General features: G+C 71.6%; 15 protein-coding genes. 6 read left to right on the top strand and 9 right to left on the bottom strand.

Translation table 11 applies throughout. The annotated features are described in order from the left end of the window. Positions 1-855 (bottom strand): FHA domain-containing protein (locus HV826_RS31065; protein ID WP_176420683.1); only part of this gene is annotated, 855 nt, incomplete at its 3' end. Positions 856-886: 31 nt separating this feature from the next. After that, on the bottom strand, positions 887-1825 hold the full coding sequence (locus tag HV826_RS31060) for a tetratricopeptide repeat protein (protein ID WP_176420684.1): 939 nt from the start codon (positions 1823-1825) through the stop codon (positions 887-889). A 222-nt stretch (positions 1826-2047) separates the two neighbouring features. Between HV826_RS31060 and HV826_RS31055 the strand changes: the two genes are divergently transcribed. Continuing rightward, positions 2048-2566: an outer membrane beta-barrel protein gene (locus HV826_RS31055; RefSeq protein ID WP_176420682.1), complete on the top strand. Its 519-nt coding sequence runs from the start codon at positions 2048-2050 to the stop codon at positions 2564-2566. On the opposite strand, the gene HV826_RS31050 is transcribed toward HV826_RS31055, so the two are convergent. Then, complete coding sequence (locus tag HV826_RS31050; RefSeq protein ID WP_176420681.1) at positions 2532-3338, bottom strand: RDD family protein; 807 nt, start codon at positions 3336-3338, stop codon at positions 2532-2534. The genes HV826_RS31055 and HV826_RS31050 overlap by 35 nt on opposite strands. Before the next feature lie 203 nt (positions 3339-3541). Between HV826_RS31050 and HV826_RS31045 the strand changes: the two genes are divergently transcribed. Then, the gene (locus HV826_RS31045) at positions 3542-6646 is read left to right on the top strand and encodes a cyclic nucleotide-binding domain-containing protein (RefSeq protein ID WP_176420680.1); all 3105 of its coding nucleotides are present in this window, start codon (positions 3542-3544) and stop codon (positions 6644-6646) included. Positions 6647-6676: 30 nt separating this feature from the next. Here the strand turns inward: HV826_RS31045 and HV826_RS31040 are convergent, their stop codons facing one another. Further along, entirely contained in the window at positions 6677-7753 is a 1077-nt protein-coding gene (locus HV826_RS31040) for a hypothetical protein (protein WP_255217503.1), read from the bottom strand. Between the two features lie 33 nt (positions 7754-7786). Between HV826_RS31040 and HV826_RS37595 the strand changes: the two genes are divergently transcribed. Together HV826_RS37595 and HV826_RS31035 are read left to right on the top strand one after the other, a co-directional pair. After that, entirely contained in the window at positions 7787-8032 is a 246-nt protein-coding gene (locus HV826_RS37595; protein WP_255217502.1) for a hypothetical protein, read from the top strand. Positions 8033-8109: 77 nt separating this feature from the next. Beyond that, positions 8110-9651 carry a bifunctional UDP-sugar hydrolase/5'-nucleotidase gene (locus tag HV826_RS31035; protein ID WP_176420678.1) on the top strand — a complete coding sequence of 514 codons (1542 nt, stop codon included), beginning with the start codon at positions 8110-8112 and terminating at the stop codon, positions 9649-9651. Positions 9652-9740: 89 nt separating this feature from the next. Here HV826_RS31035 and HV826_RS31030 read toward each other — a convergent pair whose 3' ends face one another. Further along, the gene (locus HV826_RS31030) at positions 9741-11258 is read right to left on the bottom strand and encodes a hypothetical protein (RefSeq protein WP_255208488.1); all 1518 of its coding nucleotides are present in this window, start codon (positions 11256-11258) and stop codon (positions 9741-9743) included. Positions 11259-11333: 75 nt separating this feature from the next. On the opposite strand from HV826_RS31030, the gene HV826_RS31025 reads away from it, so the two are divergent. Both HV826_RS31025 and HV826_RS31020 read left to right on the top strand, forming a co-directional pair. Next, a complete protein-coding gene (locus HV826_RS31025; RefSeq protein ID WP_176420676.1) occupies positions 11334-12350 on the top strand; it encodes a stage II sporulation protein M in 1017 nt (338 codons plus the stop codon). Continuing rightward, the gene (locus HV826_RS31020; RefSeq protein WP_176420675.1) at positions 12343-12822 is read left to right on the top strand and encodes an inorganic diphosphatase; all 480 of its coding nucleotides are present in this window, start codon (positions 12343-12345) and stop codon (positions 12820-12822) included. The genes HV826_RS31025 and HV826_RS31020 overlap by 8 nt, the downstream gene beginning before the upstream one ends. Here HV826_RS31020 and HV826_RS31015 read toward each other — a convergent pair. The 4 genes from HV826_RS31015 to HV826_RS31000 are packed head-to-tail and all read right to left on the bottom strand — an operon-like array spanning position 12800 to position 18285. Then, the gene (locus tag HV826_RS31015; RefSeq protein WP_176420674.1) at positions 12800-14107 is read right to left on the bottom strand and encodes a DUF58 domain-containing protein; all 1308 of its coding nucleotides are present in this window, start codon (positions 14105-14107) and stop codon (positions 12800-12802) included. The genes HV826_RS31020 and HV826_RS31015 overlap by 23 nt on opposite strands. Then, positions 14104-15102 (bottom strand): MoxR family ATPase, encoded by a 999-nt coding sequence (locus HV826_RS31010; protein ID WP_176420673.1) that lies wholly within the window; start codon positions 15100-15102, stop codon positions 14104-14106. Before HV826_RS31010 ends, HV826_RS31015 begins: the two co-directional genes overlap by 4 nt. Continuing rightward, a complete protein-coding gene (locus HV826_RS31005; protein ID WP_176420672.1) occupies positions 15099-16379 on the bottom strand; it encodes a DUF4350 domain-containing protein in 1281 nt (426 codons plus the stop codon). Before HV826_RS31005 ends, HV826_RS31010 begins: the two co-directional genes overlap by 4 nt. After that, complete coding sequence (locus HV826_RS31000) at positions 16372-18285, bottom strand: DUF4129 domain-containing protein (RefSeq protein ID WP_176420671.1); 1914 nt, start codon at positions 18283-18285, stop codon at positions 16372-16374. The genes HV826_RS31005 and HV826_RS31000 overlap by 8 nt, the downstream gene beginning before the upstream one ends. Between the last annotated feature and the right edge of the window lie 2 nt (positions 18286-18287).

Raw genomic sequence — 18287 nt, 5'->3', positions numbered from 1 at the left:
CGGCTCTTCCGGCGGGGGCGCGGGCTCCTCGGGCGGAGGCGCGGGCTCCTCCGGCGGGGGCTCCACGGGCTTGGGCTCCGGGCGCGGACGACGGGGCGAGGGCGGCGGCGGCGCCTTGACCTCGGCGGCGAGCTGAACGGGCTCCTCGGCCGGCTCGGTGGGGTCCACGTACAGGAAGCGGGTGGCGCCCACCTCCAGCTCGTCCCCGTCCTTGAGCTGCCGGCGGTTGACCCGCTTCTTGTTCACCTTGATGCCATTGCGGCTGCCCAGGTCCTCCACGTGCGTGCCGGACCAGTCGCGGCGCACCTTGGCGTGCTTCCGGGAGACCAGGTCATCCTTGAGGATGATGTCCGCGTCCTTCTCATCGCGGCCCAGGATGACTTCCTTCGCGTCCCCCAGCTCGATGCGCTCGCCTTCGCGAGGCCCGTTCATGAAGCGCAGGTAGCGCTCCTCGCCGCCGCCGGCCAGGCCGCGCATGGCGTCCTTCACCATGCCCCGGGCGATGAAGGACGTCTTCTCCCCGCCGGCTTCGACGCTCAGGTCCATCACCCGCTCGAAGCGGACGTCGAACGTGGCGATGGCGATGACGTCGCCGTTGCGCAGCAGCCGCTTCTCGCCCTTGGGCACGGGCCTGCCGTTGATCTGCGTGCCGTACGAGCTGCCCAGGTCCTCCACGAAGAAGAGCGTCCCGTCCTGGCAGATGCGCGCATGGTTGCGCGACACCGCTTGCTGGGCGAGCACGACCTGACAGGCCTTGTCGCGGCCCAGGGTGATGACCGCGTCGTCGAGGACGAACTCGGTGCTCTGGGCCGCGCCGGCCTCGCTGCGCTGCGTGACGGTGAGACGAACGCTCATCGAAAGGGAGGGGAGTCGGGGAGGCGGGACATCAGAACGTCGCGTCGCTCAGGAATCTCTCACACGTCTGGTACTCCGTGGGGAATTCCTCAGACGTCCCGTACTTCAGGAAGTTCTTGCAGGCGATCTGCGCGTGCTCGCGCTTGTGGGCTTCGAAGAAGAGCTCGTAGAGGCCGTAGTGGCAGGCGGCGAACTTCGCGTCCAGCTTGACGCACTTGCGGTAGGTGGACTCCTCCTCCGCAAGCAGGCCCTTCTCCCGGTATTGACGCGCGAGCATGAACAGCGCGGGCGCGGAGTTCTCCGCCTGCTGCGTGTCCTTGATCTCCTTGAAGGCCGCGTCGGTGAGGGCCGCCTTGCGCTGGGCCAGGGACAGGTTGTTGATGCAGCTGCTGTTGCTGGGGTCCAGCTGGGCGCAGTTGGCGAAGGCCTCACGCGCTTCCGGGAAGCGGCCCAGCTCCATGAACGCGGTGCCCAGGTCGTGCCACAGCAGGGGCGAGTCCTGCACCAGCTGCGTGGCTCGGGAGAGGTGCTCGCCAGCCGCGTCGTATTCACCTTCCGAATAGGCGATGACGCCCAGGGTGTGGTGCGCGTCGGCGATGCCGGGGTTGACGGCCAGGAGCGTGCGCAGCTCCTTCTTGGATTCGTCCATCTTCCCCATCTTCATCAGGGAGAGGGCCAGGTTGTAGCGCGACTCCAGGTTGTCCGGGTTGACCTTCAGGGCCCGGCGGAAGTTGTCGTGCGCCTTCCCGTACGCGCCTTCCTGCATGTAGATGGCGCCGAGGTTCTGGTACGCCTGGAGGTGCTCCTGGTTGTAGCGCAGGGCCTTGATGAAGTGCTTCTTCGCGTCATCCTGGCGGCCCGAGTACATGGCGATGAGGCCCTTGTTGGACCAGAGGTCCGCGTACTGGGGAGAGAACTCCAGGCCCAAATCACAGAACGTCTCCGCGCGGGTCAGGTCGCCCTTGGCCATCTCTTGCGAGCACAGCTCATTGTTGATGAGCGCCCGCTCGTGGGGCGGCGGGGTCCGGACGCAGGCGACGAAGGGCAGGGCGGAGACCAGGGACAGCGCAGCAACAAGTCGGCGGGCACGCATGGCGGGGCGAGTGTAGGAGAGCGCCCGCGCCCAGGCAACGCCCGGAGTGGCTTGAATCCAGGCTGTTTTCCGGGGGTTACGCCGGTAGAGTCGCGGCCCATGCGTACCCTGCTCTGCACCCTCGGCTTCACCCTGGCACTGCTGTCGGCCAGCCCCGCGCATGCCCAGTTCGCCAACCGCAGCCTGGGCCTGTCACTGGGCTACATGGACTTCAACCGGACGAACGGCCTGGATGACGCGTTCTTCGTGGGGATTGACGCCAGCCTCTACATCGAGAACGGCTTCGAGGTCGTCTCGCTGTCGAAGCTTGCGTTCCCTCGCGACACCACGGACCGCAACGAGCGGCGCGTGGTGGGCCTGGCGCCGTCCATTGGCATCCGGTACCTGCTGATGGAGGAGTCCATCCGCCCCTATGTGGGCTCCGATCTGAGCTACCTCATCGTCTTCAAGGACAGCGTCAGCAACTTCGTGGGCATTGGCCCCAACGTCGGCGTTGACTTCTTCGTGTCGGATTCGGTGAGCGTGGGCGCGCGCGCGCAGTACAACTTCTACATCGCGCTCAATGAGAAGACGCAGCGCACGCTCACGCTGTCTGTCGGCGCGGCGGCGTACTTCTAGCCTGTCCCTTGCGCGGGAGCAGGGCCGCGGCCACCAGCAGCGCCCACTTCTCGTCGGAGAGGTGAGCTGGCTTCTCCATGGCCAGCGCGTCCTGCAGCCGTGCCCCCAGCGCCGCGAACAGCCGGAGCCGCGCCTCCATGCGCAGCTCCTCGCGGCGCAGGGCCGCGGTCAGCACCACTTCCCGCTCCTCGCTGGACAGGCGCTTCACGCGCGACACGAAGAGCGGATCCGCCAGCAGCCCCTCTTCGCCGGGGGTCCCCAGGGCGGAGGGCACCTTCAGGCGCCGCTCGCGCACCACCAGCGTCCCCGCCAGCATGTCCCCCAGCCGCTGCTGGGAGCCGGACACGAGCGCGGTGAGCCCACCCACCAGGTAGAAGAGGGGCAGCCGGTCCACCGGACGCGCCAGGTTGCGCAGCGCCGCGTGGTAGAAGCCGATGCGCACGCCGCTCTCCTGGATGACCCGCAGCGACATCACCCGCTTGCCCACGGTGCGCCCGCTCCACACCGTCTCCAGCGTCATCGCGTAGCCCCAGTCCACCAGGAAGTAGATGACGATGGACAGCGCGCTGGCGAAGCCCGGGAAGGCGAACATCACCAGGCTGAGCGTCGTCAATATGGTGCCGGTGAGCAGCGTGACGATGATGGCGTCCAGCAGCCACGCCAGGAAGCGCGAGTACAGGCCCGCGAGCGTGAAGCGGAACTCCACGTACTCGGGGGTGAGCACCGTGTGGGTGCCGTCCAGCAGGGTGTCGGTGGCGGTCGTCACCGACACAGTCTAGCCGCGGCGGCGCGCGTGCGGGCGGGCTCGCGGCACCTTCATCGCGGCTCCAACGATTTCAGTGAGGGCGGCGGAAGTCGGGTGAAGGTGTCCGAAGTGACATGCCCGCCGTCCGGGGAGCAGGCGGGCGGCACCTCGCACGACAGCGCTATTCAAGGGGCGAGAGGGCGTGGAGTAGGCTGCCGCGCACTCGCACCGTGCCCCCCTCCGACTCCTCATCATGGAACCGCCGCCTGTTGCCGGCGGCAGCCTTTCAGTTCGCGCTCATCGCAGGGGTGACGCAGCTGAAGACGGCCTCCAACGCCCTGGTGCTGTCGCGCTTCGAATCCCAGGCGCTGCCGTACCTGTACCTGCTGGGCGCGTTGATGACGGCGGCCATGACGGTGCTGCCGCGCTCCAAGCCGGGCTCGCCCTTCGAGTCCCCGGGCCTGCTGACGGGCATGGGCGGCGTGGTGGCGCTGGTGCTGGCGGGGGCCCTGTCCGCGGGGCAGCGCATGCCCGCGCTGGCGCTGTACCTCTTCGCGGACACCTTCTCCACGTTCGTGTCCTTCCGCTTCTGGGGGCGCATGGCGGCCGCGTTCGACGCGCGGGAGGCGCGCCGGGCCTTCACCGCGCTCAACGGCTTCGGCATGGGCGGAGGCATCGCCGGAGGGCTGCTGGTGCAGGGCCTGGCGGTGAAGCTGGGCACGCCGGCCATCGTGGTGAGCGGCGCCGTGGGCCTGCTGGCCGCGGGCGCCATCTTCCACCACCTGTACAAGGGCCTGCCGCCCACGCCGCCGCGCGGACGCCCCGCGTCCTTCCTGGGACTGCGCTATCTGGCGGAGAGCCCCTACGCCCAGGTGCTGGCGGCGCTGGGCATCGCGTTCGCGGTGCTGTCGTCGTTCGTGGACTACCTCTTCCGGCTGCGCCTGGAGGGCACGCTGAGCGAGGACGCGCTGACGGCGCTCTTCGGTTCGCTCCAGCTGTGGATTGGCCTGTTCTGCGTGGCCTTCCAGTTACTGGTGGCGCAGCGCCTGCTGAAGCGGCTGGGGCTGCTGCGCTACGTGGCGATGGTGCCGCTCGTCCTCGCGCCGCTGGCGGGCGCGGCGCTCGTCACGCCCAGCTTGTGGCCGGTGCACCTGCTGCGGCTGGTGGAGACGGCGGTGAGCTACTCCATCCTCCCGGTGGGCATCCAGCTGCTCTACACCGCGGTGCCGGACGACCAACGCGAGGGCCTGCGCGCCACGGTGGATGGGCTGCTGCGCAAGGGCGGCGTGGTGCTGGCCGGTCTGCTGCTCATCGGCGCGGGCCGCGCGGCCAACGGCGTCACCATGGCGGTGGCGGTGGTGGGCATGTGCGCGGCGCTGGGGCTGCTGCTGGTGCGGCTGAAGTCCGCGTACGTGGCCGCGCTGGGCGAGCAGGTGGGCGCGCCCGAGGAAGAGGACGTGGCGCTGGAGGGCGAGGAGGAGCAGCGGCTGCTGGCCGAGGCCCTGGCGGCGCCGTCTCCGGAGCGGGTGCTGCGGGCGGTGGCGATGATGGAGCAGGCGGAGGTGCCGCTGCGGCCGCACCTGTCCGCGCTGCTGCGCCACCCGCACGAGCGCGTGCTGGAGCGCGGCGTCTCCCTGGCCCTGGAGCTGGAGGCGCACGAGCTGGCGCCCGTGCTGGAGCGGCTGGTGGAGGAAGGGCCGCGCCGGCCTCGGGACCAGGCCGTGTGGGCCCTGGCGCGGCTGTCACCGGAGCGGGCGGAGCGCCTGCTGCCCGCGCTGCTGAATCACCCGGACGTGGGGCTGCGCTGCGCGGCCATCGGCGCGCTGGTGAAGTCGACGGGGAGCGCCGTGGCGCTGGACGCGCTGCGGGCGATGTTGTCGCGCGGCGAGGGCGCGCCGGTGTCCGAGCGCCGCGAGGTGGCGCGGCTCCTGGGGCGCATCCAGGACTCACGCTTCGCGGAGCCGCTGGCGCGCTACCTGGAGGACGCGGACGGCTCCGTGCGGCACGTGGCGCTGGTCGCGGTGGGCAAGGGTGGCTACGCGGAGCTGGCGCCCCGGCTGCTGCCGTTCCTCACCTGGCGCGAGGAGCGCAAGGCGGCGCGCGAGGCGCTGGTGGCGCTGGGAGACGAGGTGACGCCGCTGGTGGAGGACCAGCTCAACAACCGCGTGGCGCCGCTGGCGATGCGGCTGCAACTGCCCCGCGTGCTGCGCGGCATCGGAACCCCGGCGGCGCTGGACGCGCTGCTGTTCTCCAACGTGCGCGACGACGCGTCCCTCCACTTCCGGATTGGCGCGCAGATGTCGCGCCTGCGCGACGAGCACCCCGAGCACCCCGTGGACGCGGAGCGCGTGCGTGAAGCCCTGGGCCGGCGGCGCGAGGTCTACCGCAACCTGGTGGGCGCCTTCCGCGACCTGCGCGCGGCGCTGGGGGATGGCTCGCTGCTCACGCGCGCGGTGGGCGACCGGATGGACCAGGCGTTGGAGCTGTGCTTCTTCCTCCTGGGGCTGCTCCATCCGTCGCACGTGATGCGCGGCATCCACTACAACCTGGTGGGTCCGGACCCGCGCCGTCGCGCGCTGGCGCTGGAGCTGTTGGAGAACCTGGTCGACGAAGAGGACCGGGAGCTGGTGATGGAGCAGGTGGAGGCGCACCACCGTGAGCTTCCGCCCGGCGCGCCCGGCCGGCTGTGGCGGCGGCTGGCGGCGCTGGTCCAGAGCGAGGACGGCGTGCTGCGCGCGTGTGCCCGCCATGTGGCGTGGGTGAACGGGCTGCACGTGCTCCCGCAGGAAGGTGACATGAGCGACAGGACAGTCCAGCGGATGTTCGCGCTGGAAGGGGTGAGTGTCTTCTCCCAGTGCGACGTGGACGACATCGCCGCCATCGCCGCCGTGGCTCGCGAGGCGTCGTTCCGCGCGGGCGAGCGCATCTACGCCCAGGGTGACCCGGGCGACGCGCTCTACGTCATCGTCGACGGCGCCGTGGATGCCTTCCACGACGGCGAGCACGTGCTGCGCTTCCAGGGCAAGCAGGCCTTCGGCGAGGTGAGCCTGCTCGACGGCGCGCCGCGTCCCACGGACATGGTGGCCGGGGTGGATACGCGGGTGCTCATCATCGACCGGCGTGACTTCCTGGACTTGCTCGCGGACCGGCCGGAGCTGCTGACGGGCTTCTTCCGCGCGGTGAGCCTGCAGCTCCAGGCGCTCATCGACCTGCCGGACTCGCGCGAGACGGGCGAGCGGCTGGAGATGACGGCGCCGCTGGGCCCCCTGGCGCCGCCGCTGCCGGATGGGCCCGCGCCGGATGGGAACGACGACCGCTCGCGCGACGACTCCTGAGCCGGGCGGCGCGGGGGGCGCCCCCTCCCGTCACCACACGTCGGCGGGGCGGGGCACCTCGGCTTCGGGCGGAGAGGCGTTCGCACCGGCGGCGAGCGCCTTTCTGGCCGCGGCCACGTCCTCCTCCAGCAGGTGCGCGGAGGCGACGGGGATGAGCGGCCGGACGAAGAACTTCATGGGCGGGAAGGAGCCCATGAAGCGGACCACGCCCAGCCCGGCGAACACCCAGGGGTATCGCTCCGTGCTGGAGATGGGCGCGAAGACCTCCTCCGTGCGCCGTCCCCAGGACGCGCCATACCGTTGGAGCGCGCCCCACCGCAGACCCGGCACGCGCGTGGTGAGCACCGTCCACCCCCGCAGGAACCAGGGTGGCCGCGTGGGCCCCGCGGACGGCTCCCAGGCCCGCGCGCTCTTGGCGGCGGTGAAGACCACCCACCACCACGCGCTCCAGGCGGTGAACAGGGCCGTGAAGGCGAAACGGGAAGCGAACATGAGCGGGACGGTGAGCAGCACCAGCGCCGGCACCCCCACCATGAGCAGCAGGAAGGCCCGCCAGCGGCGCTTCAGCTTCTTGCGCAGCCACGGGACATTGAGGCGCACGCGCGGCGGGAACTCCTCGTCCTCCGGCTCCAACCCCGTGAGCAGGCTGGCCTTGCGGGAGATGGCGTCGTGGTAGTCCCGCGACAGGGCGATGACCACCCACTGCGCCAACTGCAGCGCGGCGAACAGCGCCGCCCAGAAGGCCAGGCCCCACACGGAGAAGCCCCTCACCCTCCAGATGCTCTCCGCGTGAGCAGGTGCCTGGGCGTCCTCACCGGTGGGTGTGTCCTCCGCCAAGGCCTCCGGCTCCACTTCCTTCGTGGCCTCCATCACCAGCGCGGTGATGGCCGTCGCCAGGGACGTGCCCGCGTCGGCCCCCTGGGCCGCGGCCTCCACGTCCCGGATGCGCTGCTCCAGCCGCGCTTCAGGACCTGGGGGCGCCTCCTTCTTGGCGTGCTGGGCGACGAGGACCTCGGCGACTTTTTGAACCCGCGCTGCCCTGGCGCGCGCCTCGGCTCGGGACTCCCGCTTGCTGGCGCTTTCCGCCGCCTCAGTTCCGGAAGTCATGCAACTCAAGGCCAATGCCAACGCTGCAATGGATTGGAGAAACCCGACACGGATGTATTGTTTGCGCGCGATCGGATCGCCCAGCAGCGCTCCACCGATGTGGAACGGCAGGCCCATGCCGTAGAAGAACTGGCGCAGGCGGCCTTCGGGCGGTTTCCGGTCTTTCAAGGAAAAGTGACGCGCACCCGCGCTCACCTCTCCCCAGAGCTCGCGTGCCCGGGCCTCGCCCTGGCTGGCGAACCCCTGCTCTGTGTGCTTGTGAACTTTGCCTTCGGGTGAGGAACCGCCGTGCGGCGTGTCGCTGTCAGCCACGTGTCTCAGCGTAGCACGAGCCGAGTTGTGCTAAAGGCGCACTTGTGAGCGCGAACCCTCTCCGTCCTCGTCCCTTCCGCCAGCCGCTGTCCGGCGTGCTGGTCCTCGCCCTCGGTGCCATCGCCGGCTGCGAGAAGAGCAATCCCACTCCTCCCCCGGCCGCCGCGCCGGTAGCCAAGGCGCCCGCTGCTCCGACTGAAGTCACGCTGCTCGTGACGGGTGGCGCGTTCGGCCAGCTCCAGCCCTCAGAGGGCAAGGGCGGCGCCGCGGAGCTGCTCGGCCGCTGGGTGGCCGATGAGAAGCACTGTCCCGGTCCCGTGAAGGATGGCCAGCCCACCTGCGCGGACGCCAGCACGCTGGCGCTCGCCACGGGTGACCACTGGAACGGCCCGGCCATCTCCTCCTTCTTCCTGGGCACGCCCACGGCCGAGGTCATGGGCCGCATGGGCTACGCCGCCTCCGCCCTGGGCAACCATGAGCTGGCCTTCGGCAAGGAGGCCTTCCTCAAGAACCGCAGCGCGGGCGGCTTCCCGTTCCTCGCCGCGAACCTCAAGGTGAAGGACCCGGCGCTGGCGGGCGACCTGTCCATGCCGGCGTTCCAGCTCTTCGAGCGCCGCGGCCTCAAGATTGGCGTGGTGGGCCTGGCGTCCGAGAAGACGGTCCGCACCGCCATGCCCGGCCGCGCGGATGGCCTGGAGGTGACGGGCTACGAGGAGGCGCTCACCACCGCCATTCCCGAGGCCCGCAAGGCCGGCGCGGACGTGGTCGTGGTGCTCGCCGACGAGTGCGTCACCGACCTGCAGCCCGCGGTGGCGAAGCACCCCGAGTGGAACGTGGCGCTGGTGGCCGGTGGCCGCTGCGCGCAGCCCGTCGACCTGAAGGACGGCGCGACCCGCTTCGTGTCGCTGGACCGTGGCTTCGGCAAGTACCTGCGCGCGCACGTCACCTTCGACCCGGCGAAGCCCGCGGGTGAGAAGCTGACCGGCCTGGAGACGAAGGTCGTCGAGGTGTCGGGCGGCTCGCCGGACGCGGAGACGGCGCAGCTGGTGGGCAAGTGGAAGTCGCAGCTGGACGAGGCGCTGGGCCAGCAGATTGGCTTCTCCAAGGCCGGCATCCCCCAGTCGTCGCCGCAGATGGCGAAGTGGGTCGCGGGCGCGGTGCGCAACGTGCTCGGCACGGACGCGGCCGTCCTCAACAGCGGCGGCATCCGCGGCGACCTGCCCGCCGGCCCGGTGACTCGCGGCAGCATCTACTCGGTGATGCCCTTCGAGAACACGCTCCTCGTGGTGAAGCTGAAGGGCGAGGACCTGGCCCGTCAGCTGGCCAACCCGAACGCGCTCGTCTCCGGCTTCACGGCCGCGGGCAAGGGCAAGTTCAAGGACGCCAAGGGCAAGGCCCTGGACCCGAAGAAGGAGTACTCGGTCGCCACGGTGGAGTACCTCTACTTCGGCGGTGACGGCTTCGAGTTCGAGAAGCTGGCCCCCGAGCCCACGGAGACGGGCATGGCGTGGCAGACGCCGGTGGTGGACTGGACCAAGGACCAGTCGAGCAGCGAGAAGAAGCCCCTGGAGAAGCTGCTGAAGTAGTCCTCGCCGTCTTTCCGCAGGACCCCGAAGCGCCGGAGGAGCCCACCTGGGCCCTTCCGGCGCTTCGTCGTTTCAGCGGGGCCGAGGCCTCAGGGCGTGTCCAGGGTAGGCGCCGCGGCGGGGCGGGCATCGGGTCCGCACACGGCCTGGTAGCGGGCCAGCGTGTCGTGCACGGTCCGCCGCAGCCGCTGCGGCGTGCCTTCGTGGAGCATGTCCACCGCGAGCTGCTGGGCGTCCAGCGCCTCCGGGCAGCGGCCGAGCTGGAAGAGGAGGGTGGACCACGTGTCCAGCACCGACGCGTTTCCTGGCGCCAGCGACAGGGCCCGCTGGGCCGCCGTCAGGCCCTTCTGGGGCTGGGCCGTGCGCGCGTAGTAGCCGGCGAGCCCATTCTGGGCGCTCACGCTGCCGGGCAGCAACTCCACCGCGCGGAGCCTCGCGGCCTCCTGTTCGTCGGACGTGTTGCCCGCGGCGTCCAGCGCCCGCGCCAGGGCGTTCCACGCGTGCCCGCTGTCGGGGTGGCGCTCCACCAGCTCGCGTGCCACGGCGAGCCTGCGCAGCGGGTCCTCCGTGGAGCGGATGCGCAGCAGCATGGCGTCCACGTTGCCGGGCTCCTCGCGCGTGGCCTCCGCCATCTCCCGTTCGATGTGGGGCAGCCGCTCCTCCATGGGGGACGCGCCGGGCGTCATCAGGAAGAGCTGCGCGCGGATGGCGTGGACCTCGGCCGCGCGCATGGGGCGCGTCTGGAGCGGGCTCGTCACGGGCGCCAGCGGCGCGGTGATGGTGCGGTAGTTCATGTGGCCCGAGCGGCGCACGTAGCCGTTCAGCTCGCCGGCCAGGTCCTCCGCGCCGCGGAAGGCGGCCTCGAAGGCTCGCTGGGGCTCTTCGCCGTGCATGAGGCGCTTCTGGAAGTCCTCGAAGCGCGCGCCGTGCCGGCTGATGAAGAAGTGCACCCACAGCCACGAGGACGCGTAGTACTGCCGCGACTCGGCGGTGCCGAGCAGCCCCTTGCTGTCCCACTCCCAGAGCTCGTCGAGCGTGCGCCAGCCGTGCCGCCGCACCTGGTTGTAGAAGGCCCCGTGAATGCGCCCGAGGATGACCTCGCGCCGCTCCGGCCTGAGGGCGATGGTCTCCAGGTAGCTGGCCAGTCCCTCCGACAGCCAGCGCGGCTGGCGGACGAGCGCGAGCTCGGAGAGGTAGTGCGTCAGCTCATGGGCCTGGGTGGTGATGTCCGCGGTGGCCTCGCTGAGCGCGTAGGCGTGCCCGGCCAGCACCAGCAGCGGGCCGTCCTCGGTGTGGGTGGAGAAGCCCTCGATGCGGATGTTGGTGAACTCCTCCAGCGCGCTGCGGTTGTGGAGGACGATGATGTCCACCGTGCCTGGCGGGTCGAAGCTGCCGCCCCAGGCCTGCAGCAGGCCTTCGCGGAGCAGCTCCAGCTCCTGGGCTGCTTCCTCGGCCGTCTCCGCGTCCAGGTTGGTGCGGACGGTGAAGTGGGGACTGCGCACCTCCACCCAGGGGCGGCCTCCCTCCAGGGGACACAGGGCGCGCATGCTCGTGCATCCCGACAACAGGGCGAGCAGCCATCCCAGGAGCACCATCCGACACGTCATGGCCCCCCGTTTTCCCACAAAGCGTCAGCGGAGGGCAGGGTGGCCCGCCGCGTCACTGGGGTAGAGTGCCGGCCCATGGAGATGGCGGAGTTCATCGAGTCCCGCAAGCCGCGCTGGGAGCAGTTGGAGTCGCTGCTGGACAGGTCCGAAGCCCACGGCCTGCGCGCGCTGAGCCTGGAGGACGCCAGGACGCTGGGCCGGCTGTACCGCGCCGTCTCCAGTGACTTGCTGTGGGTGCGCGCGCGCAGTGGCTCGGCGGACGTGAATGCCTACCTCAACGATTTGGTGGGCCGGGCGTACGCGTTGACGTACCCGGGCCGGCGCCCGCGCCTGGCGGACGTGTGGGGCTTCGTGGCACGGGGCTTCCCCGCGCTGATGCGGCGCGAGTGGCGGATGTACGTGGCGTCGCTGCTGATGCTGCTGGCGGGCGTGGGCTTCGGCTACGCGGGGATGATGGTGGACCCCGACGCGGCGCACTACCTGGTGCCCGCCGAGCACCTGAAGCTGGACCCCATCGAGCGCGCGGCCAACGAGGCCGCGGGGGACGGCATGTCGGTGGGAGACCAGGCCCAGTTCACCACCTACCTCTTCACCCACAACATCCAGGTGGCCTTCCTGGCCTTCGCGCTGGGAATCACCGTGGGCCTGGGCACGGCCATCATGCTCTTCGTCAACGGCCTGTTCCTGGGCGCGCTCGCGCAAGTCTATGCGGCCAAGGGCATGGCGGGCTGGTTCTGGGCGTGGATTCTTCCGCACGGCATCCCGGAAATCACCGCCATCTGCATCGCGGGCGCCGCGGGGCTGGTGATTGCGCGAGGCATGGTGGCCCCGCGAGGACTGCCCCGTGGACAGGCGGTGCGACAGGAGGCGGTGACGGCGGTGCGGTTGCTGTTCGGCACGCTCGTCCTGTTCGTGCTCGCGGGCTTCATCGAGGGCACGGTGTCCCAGGTTCATCCGCCCAAGCTGTCGGTGGCGTTCAAGGTGTCCTTCGCGTTGACGGTGGGCGCGGGCGTGTACGCGTACCTGCTGTCGGATTGGCTGCGTGGGGGCCGCGCGGCGCCAGGGGGCGGCGTTGAGTCCGCCCATGGATGAGCGCCTGTGGCTGCCGCCGCTGCCTGGCGCGCCGGAGGTCCTCATCGAGTGTCCGCGCTTCTCCTTCGTGAAGCGCCGCGCGGACGGGGCGGTGGACTTCGTGTCGCCGCTGCCGTGCCCGTACAACTACGGCAGCATCCCGGGCCTCACGTCGGATGAAGGCGACCCGCTGGACGCCGTGGTGATGGGGCCCCGGCTGCCGCTGGGCCAGCGGCTTCGCGTGCCGGTGGTGGGCGTCATCGGCTTCGTGGACGCGGGGCGGGGAGACCCGAAGGTGGTGTGCGCCGCCGCGCCCCTGACAGCCGCCGAGCGCGCGGGCCTGGAGCGCTTCTTCCGCGTCTACGCCCGCTTCAAGCAGGTGCTGCACCGCGTGCGGGGCAACGTCCCGGACACCCGCTTCACGGGGTGGTTGCCGCTGCCCGCCCCGGTGCCGGACGTGGCCTCGGGCGCTACAGCGCGCCGCGCGCCTTGATGTCCAGGTAGCGGTTGACGGCGGCCAGGCTCAGCTCATCCGGCTGCACGTCGAGCATCTGCACGCCGCCCTGGCTCACCCGCGCCTTGAGCACCTCGCGGTCGGTGAGCAGCTCGGAGGCCACCGCGTGCTGGAAGGCCTCTTCCGGGCTGGGCGGCGGCGTGCGCAGCAGCTTCTGGAGCGCGGTGTCCTTCACCGACAGGCACAGGGGGACGTGACGCCGCGCCAGGCGGTGCAGCGGGGCCACCATGGTGGAGGCCTGCTCCTCGTCCAGGAAGTCGGTGAAGACGCACAGCAGGCTGCGGCGCGTGAGGCGGAGGTTCAGCTCCTTGAAGAGCGCCAGGTAGTCCACGTACGTGAGGCTGGGCGTGGTGCCGTAGAGCGTGTCCACGATCTTCCGGTACTGCGTGCGCCCGGCCGCGGGCGGCAGGTAGGCCTTCACGCCGTCCGCGAAGACGGCCAGCCCCACGCGGTCCCCGTTGCGCACGGCCACGAAGGCCAGGAAGAGGGCCGCGTTCACCGCGTGGTCCAGCTTGGTGAGCCCGTCCACCTGCGCGGCCATGGAGCGGCCCGCGTCCACGCAGATGAGGATGGACTGCGAGCGCTCCGACTCCAGCACGCGCGTCACCGGCCGCCCCCGGCGCGCGGTGGCCTTCCAGTCCACGTCCCGCACGCTGTCACCCTGGGCGTAGTCGCGCAGGCGGGCGAACTCGCTGCCGCGCCCGTCCCGCCGCAGCTGCCGCAGGCCCAGGTTGACCAGGTCCAGCGCCGCGCCCGACAGCAGCAGCCGGTTGGCGCCGCGCAGGTCCGGGTACACGGCGATGTCCTGCGCCGCGGGGAACACGCGCTCGTGGGACACCAGCCCCAGCGGCCCGCGCACGCGGACGTGTACGTCTCCGAACTGGAAGCGGCCCCGCTTCACGGGCGTCACCCGGTACACCCAGCGCGACTCGCTCCGCGCGGGCAGGTGCAGCGGGGCCTCGTCCGGCGTGGCGGCGAAGCCGTCCGGCACGTCGTCCCGGACGCGCACCTGGACGGCGCCGTCGCCGCGGTGAATCAGCCGCACCACCACCTTGTTGGCCACGCCCACGTTGAGCCGCGCGGGGAGCACGCGGTGGACCTCCAGCCGGGCCCTGCGCGCGGTGAGCACGTCGAGCACCGCCAGCGCCAGCACCAGCGCGTCCAGCGCGAGCACGGCGCCGCCGATGCCGGGGCTGAAGCCCGCCAGCATCATCGGCAGCGCGAGCAGCGCCAGCAGCACCCAGAGGCGCGCGGTGGGAATCACCGGGGGACCTCGACGCCGCGCACCACCTCGCGCAGCACGTCCGTCGGCGTGGCCCCGTCCAGCTCCGCGTCCGGCGACAGCAGCAGGCGGTGCTTCAGCACGGGCGCCGCCAGGAAGCGCACGTCGTCCGGGGTGACGAAGCCGCGCCCGCGCAGCGCCGCCAGGGCCTTGGCCGCCAGCAGCAGGTGCACGCCCGCGCGAGGCCCGGCCCCCAGGCGGATGCGGCTGGAGGCGCGCGTGGCCGCCACCAGCTTTCGGACGTACGCCAGCACCGGCGGCTCCACCGTCACCTCATTCAGCGCGCCGCGCGCGGCCAGCAGCCCGTCCTTCGTCACCGCGGCGTTGACGCCCGCGCGCTGCAGGTCGCCTGAGTCGAAGCCCCGGTGCACGGCGGCCAGGATCGCGTCCTCCTCCTCCGGCGCGGGGTAGCCCACCTCGATTTTCAGCAGGAAGCGGTCGAGCTGCGCCTCGGGCAGTGGATAGGTGCCCTCGGACTCCACGGGGTTCTGCGTGGCGAACACGGTGAAGAGCGGGGAGAGCGACAGCACGCGGCCCTCCATGGACACCGAGCGCTCTTGCATCGCCTCCAGCAGCGCGGACTGCGTCTTCGCCGGGGCGCGGTTGATTTCGTCCGCCAGCAGCAGGTCCGTGAAGATGGGGCCGCGCACCAGCGTGAAGCCCTGCGTCTTCAAATCAAACACGCTGGTGCCCAGGATGTCCGCGGGCATCAGGTCCGGGGTGAACTGGATGCGCTTGAACTCCGCGCCGATGCTGCGCGACAGGGCCTTGGCCATCAGCGTCTTGGCCACGCCGGGCACGCCTTCCAGCAGGATGTGGCCACCGGCGATGAGGCCACAGAGCATCAGCTCCAGGGCCTCGTCCTGGCCGACCACGGCCTTGCGCACCTCGGACAGCACGGCCTCGCGGATGGCGTGGGCGGCCTGCACGGCGTTACCCGCCGGGGCGGGGGAGGGGACGGCCAGGGTGTCGTTCATGTCGTTTCGGGAGGGCTGGGCCGGGCGCCGCCGGCGGAATGAAGGCGTTGTCGCAGCCGCGCCGCGCGCTCGGCGAGCTGCTGGAGGTCCGTGTCGCGCGTCACCGCGCGGCTGTCCGTGGTGAGCGCCTCGAGCCCCTGGGCCAGGTCCGCGCGGCCACGCTCGCGCAGCCCGTGAGCCACCGCGTCCGCGGACGCGTGCGCGGGCAGGCCCGCGTGCAGGGCCAGGTCCTGGGTGAGGCCCCGGAGGATGAGCTGGGCGGAGAAGCCGTGGTGCCGGCCCTCGCGGTACAGCCGGCCCATGGCGAAGAGCGCGTCGGTGGCGCCCACGCGCGAGGATTCGGGCGGGGGCTGCGGGCGGCCGAAGCGCTTGAGCGACACCGACCACAGCGCCACGCCGAGCAGCAGCTGCAACACGGCGAAGTGCAGGCCGTAGCGGCGCGCGAAGTCCACCACCGAGCGCTCGTTGGTGAAGCCGTGGTGGAACTCGTCGAACTCGATGGGGCCGGGGCCCATCGACGCCAGGGTGCTGAGCCAGAACTGCGCGTTGTCCGCGCGCGCCAGCGCCTGGTTCATGGCCAGCTCCGGGGCGCCCACCACCAGCACGCGGCCCTGGCCGTAGGGCACCACCGCCGCCACGAACATGCCCAGCCGCTCATCCTCCAGGACGGGGACGGCCGTCTCGGGCAGCTCCAGGTAGGCCTGGACCTTCGCCTCCACGCGCTCCACGCCCAGCGTGTACGGCGTGGGCTGGGGTGGCACCAGCGTGCGCATGGGCAGGGTGGTGTCCGCCTTGAAGAGCTTCACGTTCAAGGCGCGCAGCACCGGGTTCTCCCGCGAGCCCCACGGCACGTAGATGGCGCTGCCGCCCTCGCGCACGTGCGTCAGCAGCTGCTCGGTTTCATCGTCGTCCAGCGCGGCCGCGCGGAAGGCGTTGAAGCCGGTGCGGGGGACGTGCTCGTCGTCCAGGCCCGCGTCGGGCTCGGCGGCCAGCGCCGTCTGGTCCGGGTCGTCCTCGTAGGCGCCGGACACCTCCACTGCCAGCAGCACCGGCGTCCCCAGTCCGGACACGATGCGCAGGTCCGCCATGCGGCGCGTCACCGGCAGCCCGCTCTCCTGGGCCAACAGGTACAGGGCCCGCGCGCCGTCCTCCTGCGCGCGGTACGTGGACAGCGTGTCCGCGAACGCGTTGCGCCGGGCGCCTCGGACCAGGAAGGTGGTCAGCACCGCGGTGAGCAGCAGGCCCCCCACCACCAGCAATGGGAAGCGGTCACGCACCGGCCACCTCCGGGCGCGCCGGCGCGGCCAGCAGGGGCTCGGTGAGCGCGCGGAACTCGCGGTAGCCGTCCACGCCCACCGGCAGGTTGCCGTACCAGGCGAAGTCGAAGCGCCGCGTCAGCTCGCGGAAGGGGGCCTTCCATTCCGCGCGGCCCCGGAATTGAGACAGGTAGTCCCAGTTGCTCAGCGTCTCGTCGTAGAGGATGGCGCCGTCGCGGTGGAGCCGGGACAGCAGCGCCAGGTAGAGGCTGCGCACCGCCTCGCGGTAGGCGCCCCGCGCGGCCAGCTCGTCCGCCAGGTGGGCCCAGCCCTCGGGAGGCCGGGACAGCGCGTGGTGGGCGTCCCCCGCCAGCGTGGACGCGTCCATCGTGGACACCTGCACGCCGTCGGCGCCCGCGCGGCGCTTGTCGCGGTTCAGCGCCCGCAGCAGCACCACGCCCAGCACCGCGAGGGTGAGCGTCACCAGCACCACCACCAGCACGTTGGCCACGCTGACGCCGCTGAGGACAGGTGGGGCCGTCTCCTGTCGCGCCTCCACCGGGTCCCGCTCGAACCACTTCTTCAGCAGCTCCCCCAGCCAGTCGATGAAGCGCCGCCACCAGCCTGGAGGCTCGCTGGGGGCCGTGGGCTCCGGGGCGTCCTTCTCCGCCTTCGGCGCGGCCTCCGCGAACTCGGGCCGGGACAGGATGTCCTTCGCCCGCGCGGCGGCGGCACGCGCGTCCGCCCGGGCCTGGGCGTCCACGGTGGCGCCCAGCGTGGTGAGTCCCTGCGTCAACGTGGCGCGGGCCTTGTCGCAGTCCTCCTCGTCGAAGGCCTGCCGCTCCACGCGGCGCACGAAGCGGTCCAGCTTCACGGCCTCGCCGGGCCCCAGGGACTCCAGGGGCGCGTACAGGCCCGCGGCGTCCTCCGCCGTCGCAGCCTCACACGCCTCCGCGACCTCGCCCAGCCGCCGCAGCGCCTCGGTGGAGGCCAGGGGCCGCGCGGCCTCGGTGTCCTGGGCCTGGGCCTGGGCCTGGGCCGGCGTCAGCAGCCCCAGGCCCAGCACCACCGCCAGCATCGCCGCGCCGCGCGTCGCGCCCGGCGGGGGCAGGGGGCGCCCCAACTCCCGGGAAGGGAGCTGCTGGACGCTGGCCAGCAGGTCGAGCCCTTCCTGGCGCACGCGCCCGTCCACCAGCAGCAGCGTGGCCGTCGCGGCGCGCACCGGCTCGAAGAGGGCGAACGTCGTCACCGCGAGGAAGAGCAGCCACTGGCCGTTGTCCAGCGAGGCGTAGCGCTCCGCGAACGTCAGGTCCACGCCCACCAGCTTGCGGCCCAGCAGTAGCAGGAAGTTGAAGGCGATGTGCAGGTTGAAGAAGGCCAGCACCTGCACGGACATGAGGATGCGGACCCACATCGCCGTGCCGCGCGCCGGGCCCAGCAGCCGTGAGCACGTGTCGTAGAGCTTCAGCGGACCGCCGCGCCCCTGCATCACCGCCGCGTAGCCCACCCCGTGGGACTGCAGCAGGAGGTAGCCGAAGCCTCCCGTCACCATCACCACCAGCGTGTTGAGTCCCAGCAGGTACGCCACGGCGATGAAGAGCGCGGGCATCCGGCCCAGCGCCGCCTTGAGCGAGGCCCCCGCGGAAGGCTCGCCCTGGGTGCCCAGCAGCAGCTCCTGCACGTAATGGCACGTCGCGCCCTGGCCCAGGCCCCGGAGGAACCACGCCAGCGTCAGCAGCAGCGAGGGCACCACGAGCGGCCAGCCCATGCGCACCGACTCCGCCAGGTACAATACGGCGGCCACCACGGCCGCGCCGCCGGGCAGGGTGAGGGCCCAGACGCCCGCGTTGCGGGTACACAGGCGCAGCGCGGCGTCCATCAGGGCCACCGCGTTGCGCGGGCGGAGTTCGAGCGCGGAGACGGCCATGG

This window comes from Myxococcus sp. AM010, from assembly GCF_013372585.1.
GTDB lineage: Bacteria > Myxococcota > Myxococcia > Myxococcales > Myxococcaceae > Myxococcus > Myxococcus vastator.
Note: the sequence above shows the minus strand (reverse complement) of the source record. Positions and strands in the feature narration are given on the sequence as shown.

Bases quoted from the DNA above. Each gene is read 5' to 3' on its own strand.
- HV826_RS31060 (WP_176420684.1), bottom strand. From the start codon at position 1,825: ATGGCCAAGGGCGACCTGACCCGCGCGGAGACGTTCTGTGATTTGGGC.
- HV826_RS31055 (WP_176420682.1), top strand. From the start codon at position 2,048: ATGCGTACCCTGCTCTGCACCCTCGGCTTCACCCTGGCACTGCTGTCG.
- HV826_RS31040 (WP_255217503.1), bottom strand. From the start codon at position 7,753: ATGACTTCCGGAACTGAGGCGGCGGAAAGCGCCAGCAAGCGGGAGTCC.
- HV826_RS31030 (WP_255208488.1), bottom strand. From the start codon at position 11,258: ATGACGTGTCGGATGGTGCTCCTGGGATGGCTGCTCGCCCTGTTGTCG.
- HV826_RS31025 (WP_176420676.1), top strand. From the start codon at position 11,334: ATGGAGATGGCGGAGTTCATCGAGTCCCGCAAGCCGCGCTGGGAGCAG.
- HV826_RS31020 (WP_176420675.1), top strand. From the start codon at position 12,343: ATGGATGAGCGCCTGTGGCTGCCGCCGCTGCCTGGCGCGCCGGAGGTC.
- HV826_RS31010 (WP_176420673.1), bottom strand. From the start codon at position 15,102: ATGAACGACACCCTGGCCGTCCCCTCCCCCGCCCCGGCGGGTAACGCC.
- HV826_RS31000 (WP_176420671.1), bottom strand. From the start codon at position 18,285: ATGGCCGTCTCCGCGCTCGAACTCCGCCCGCGCAACGCGGTGGCCCTG.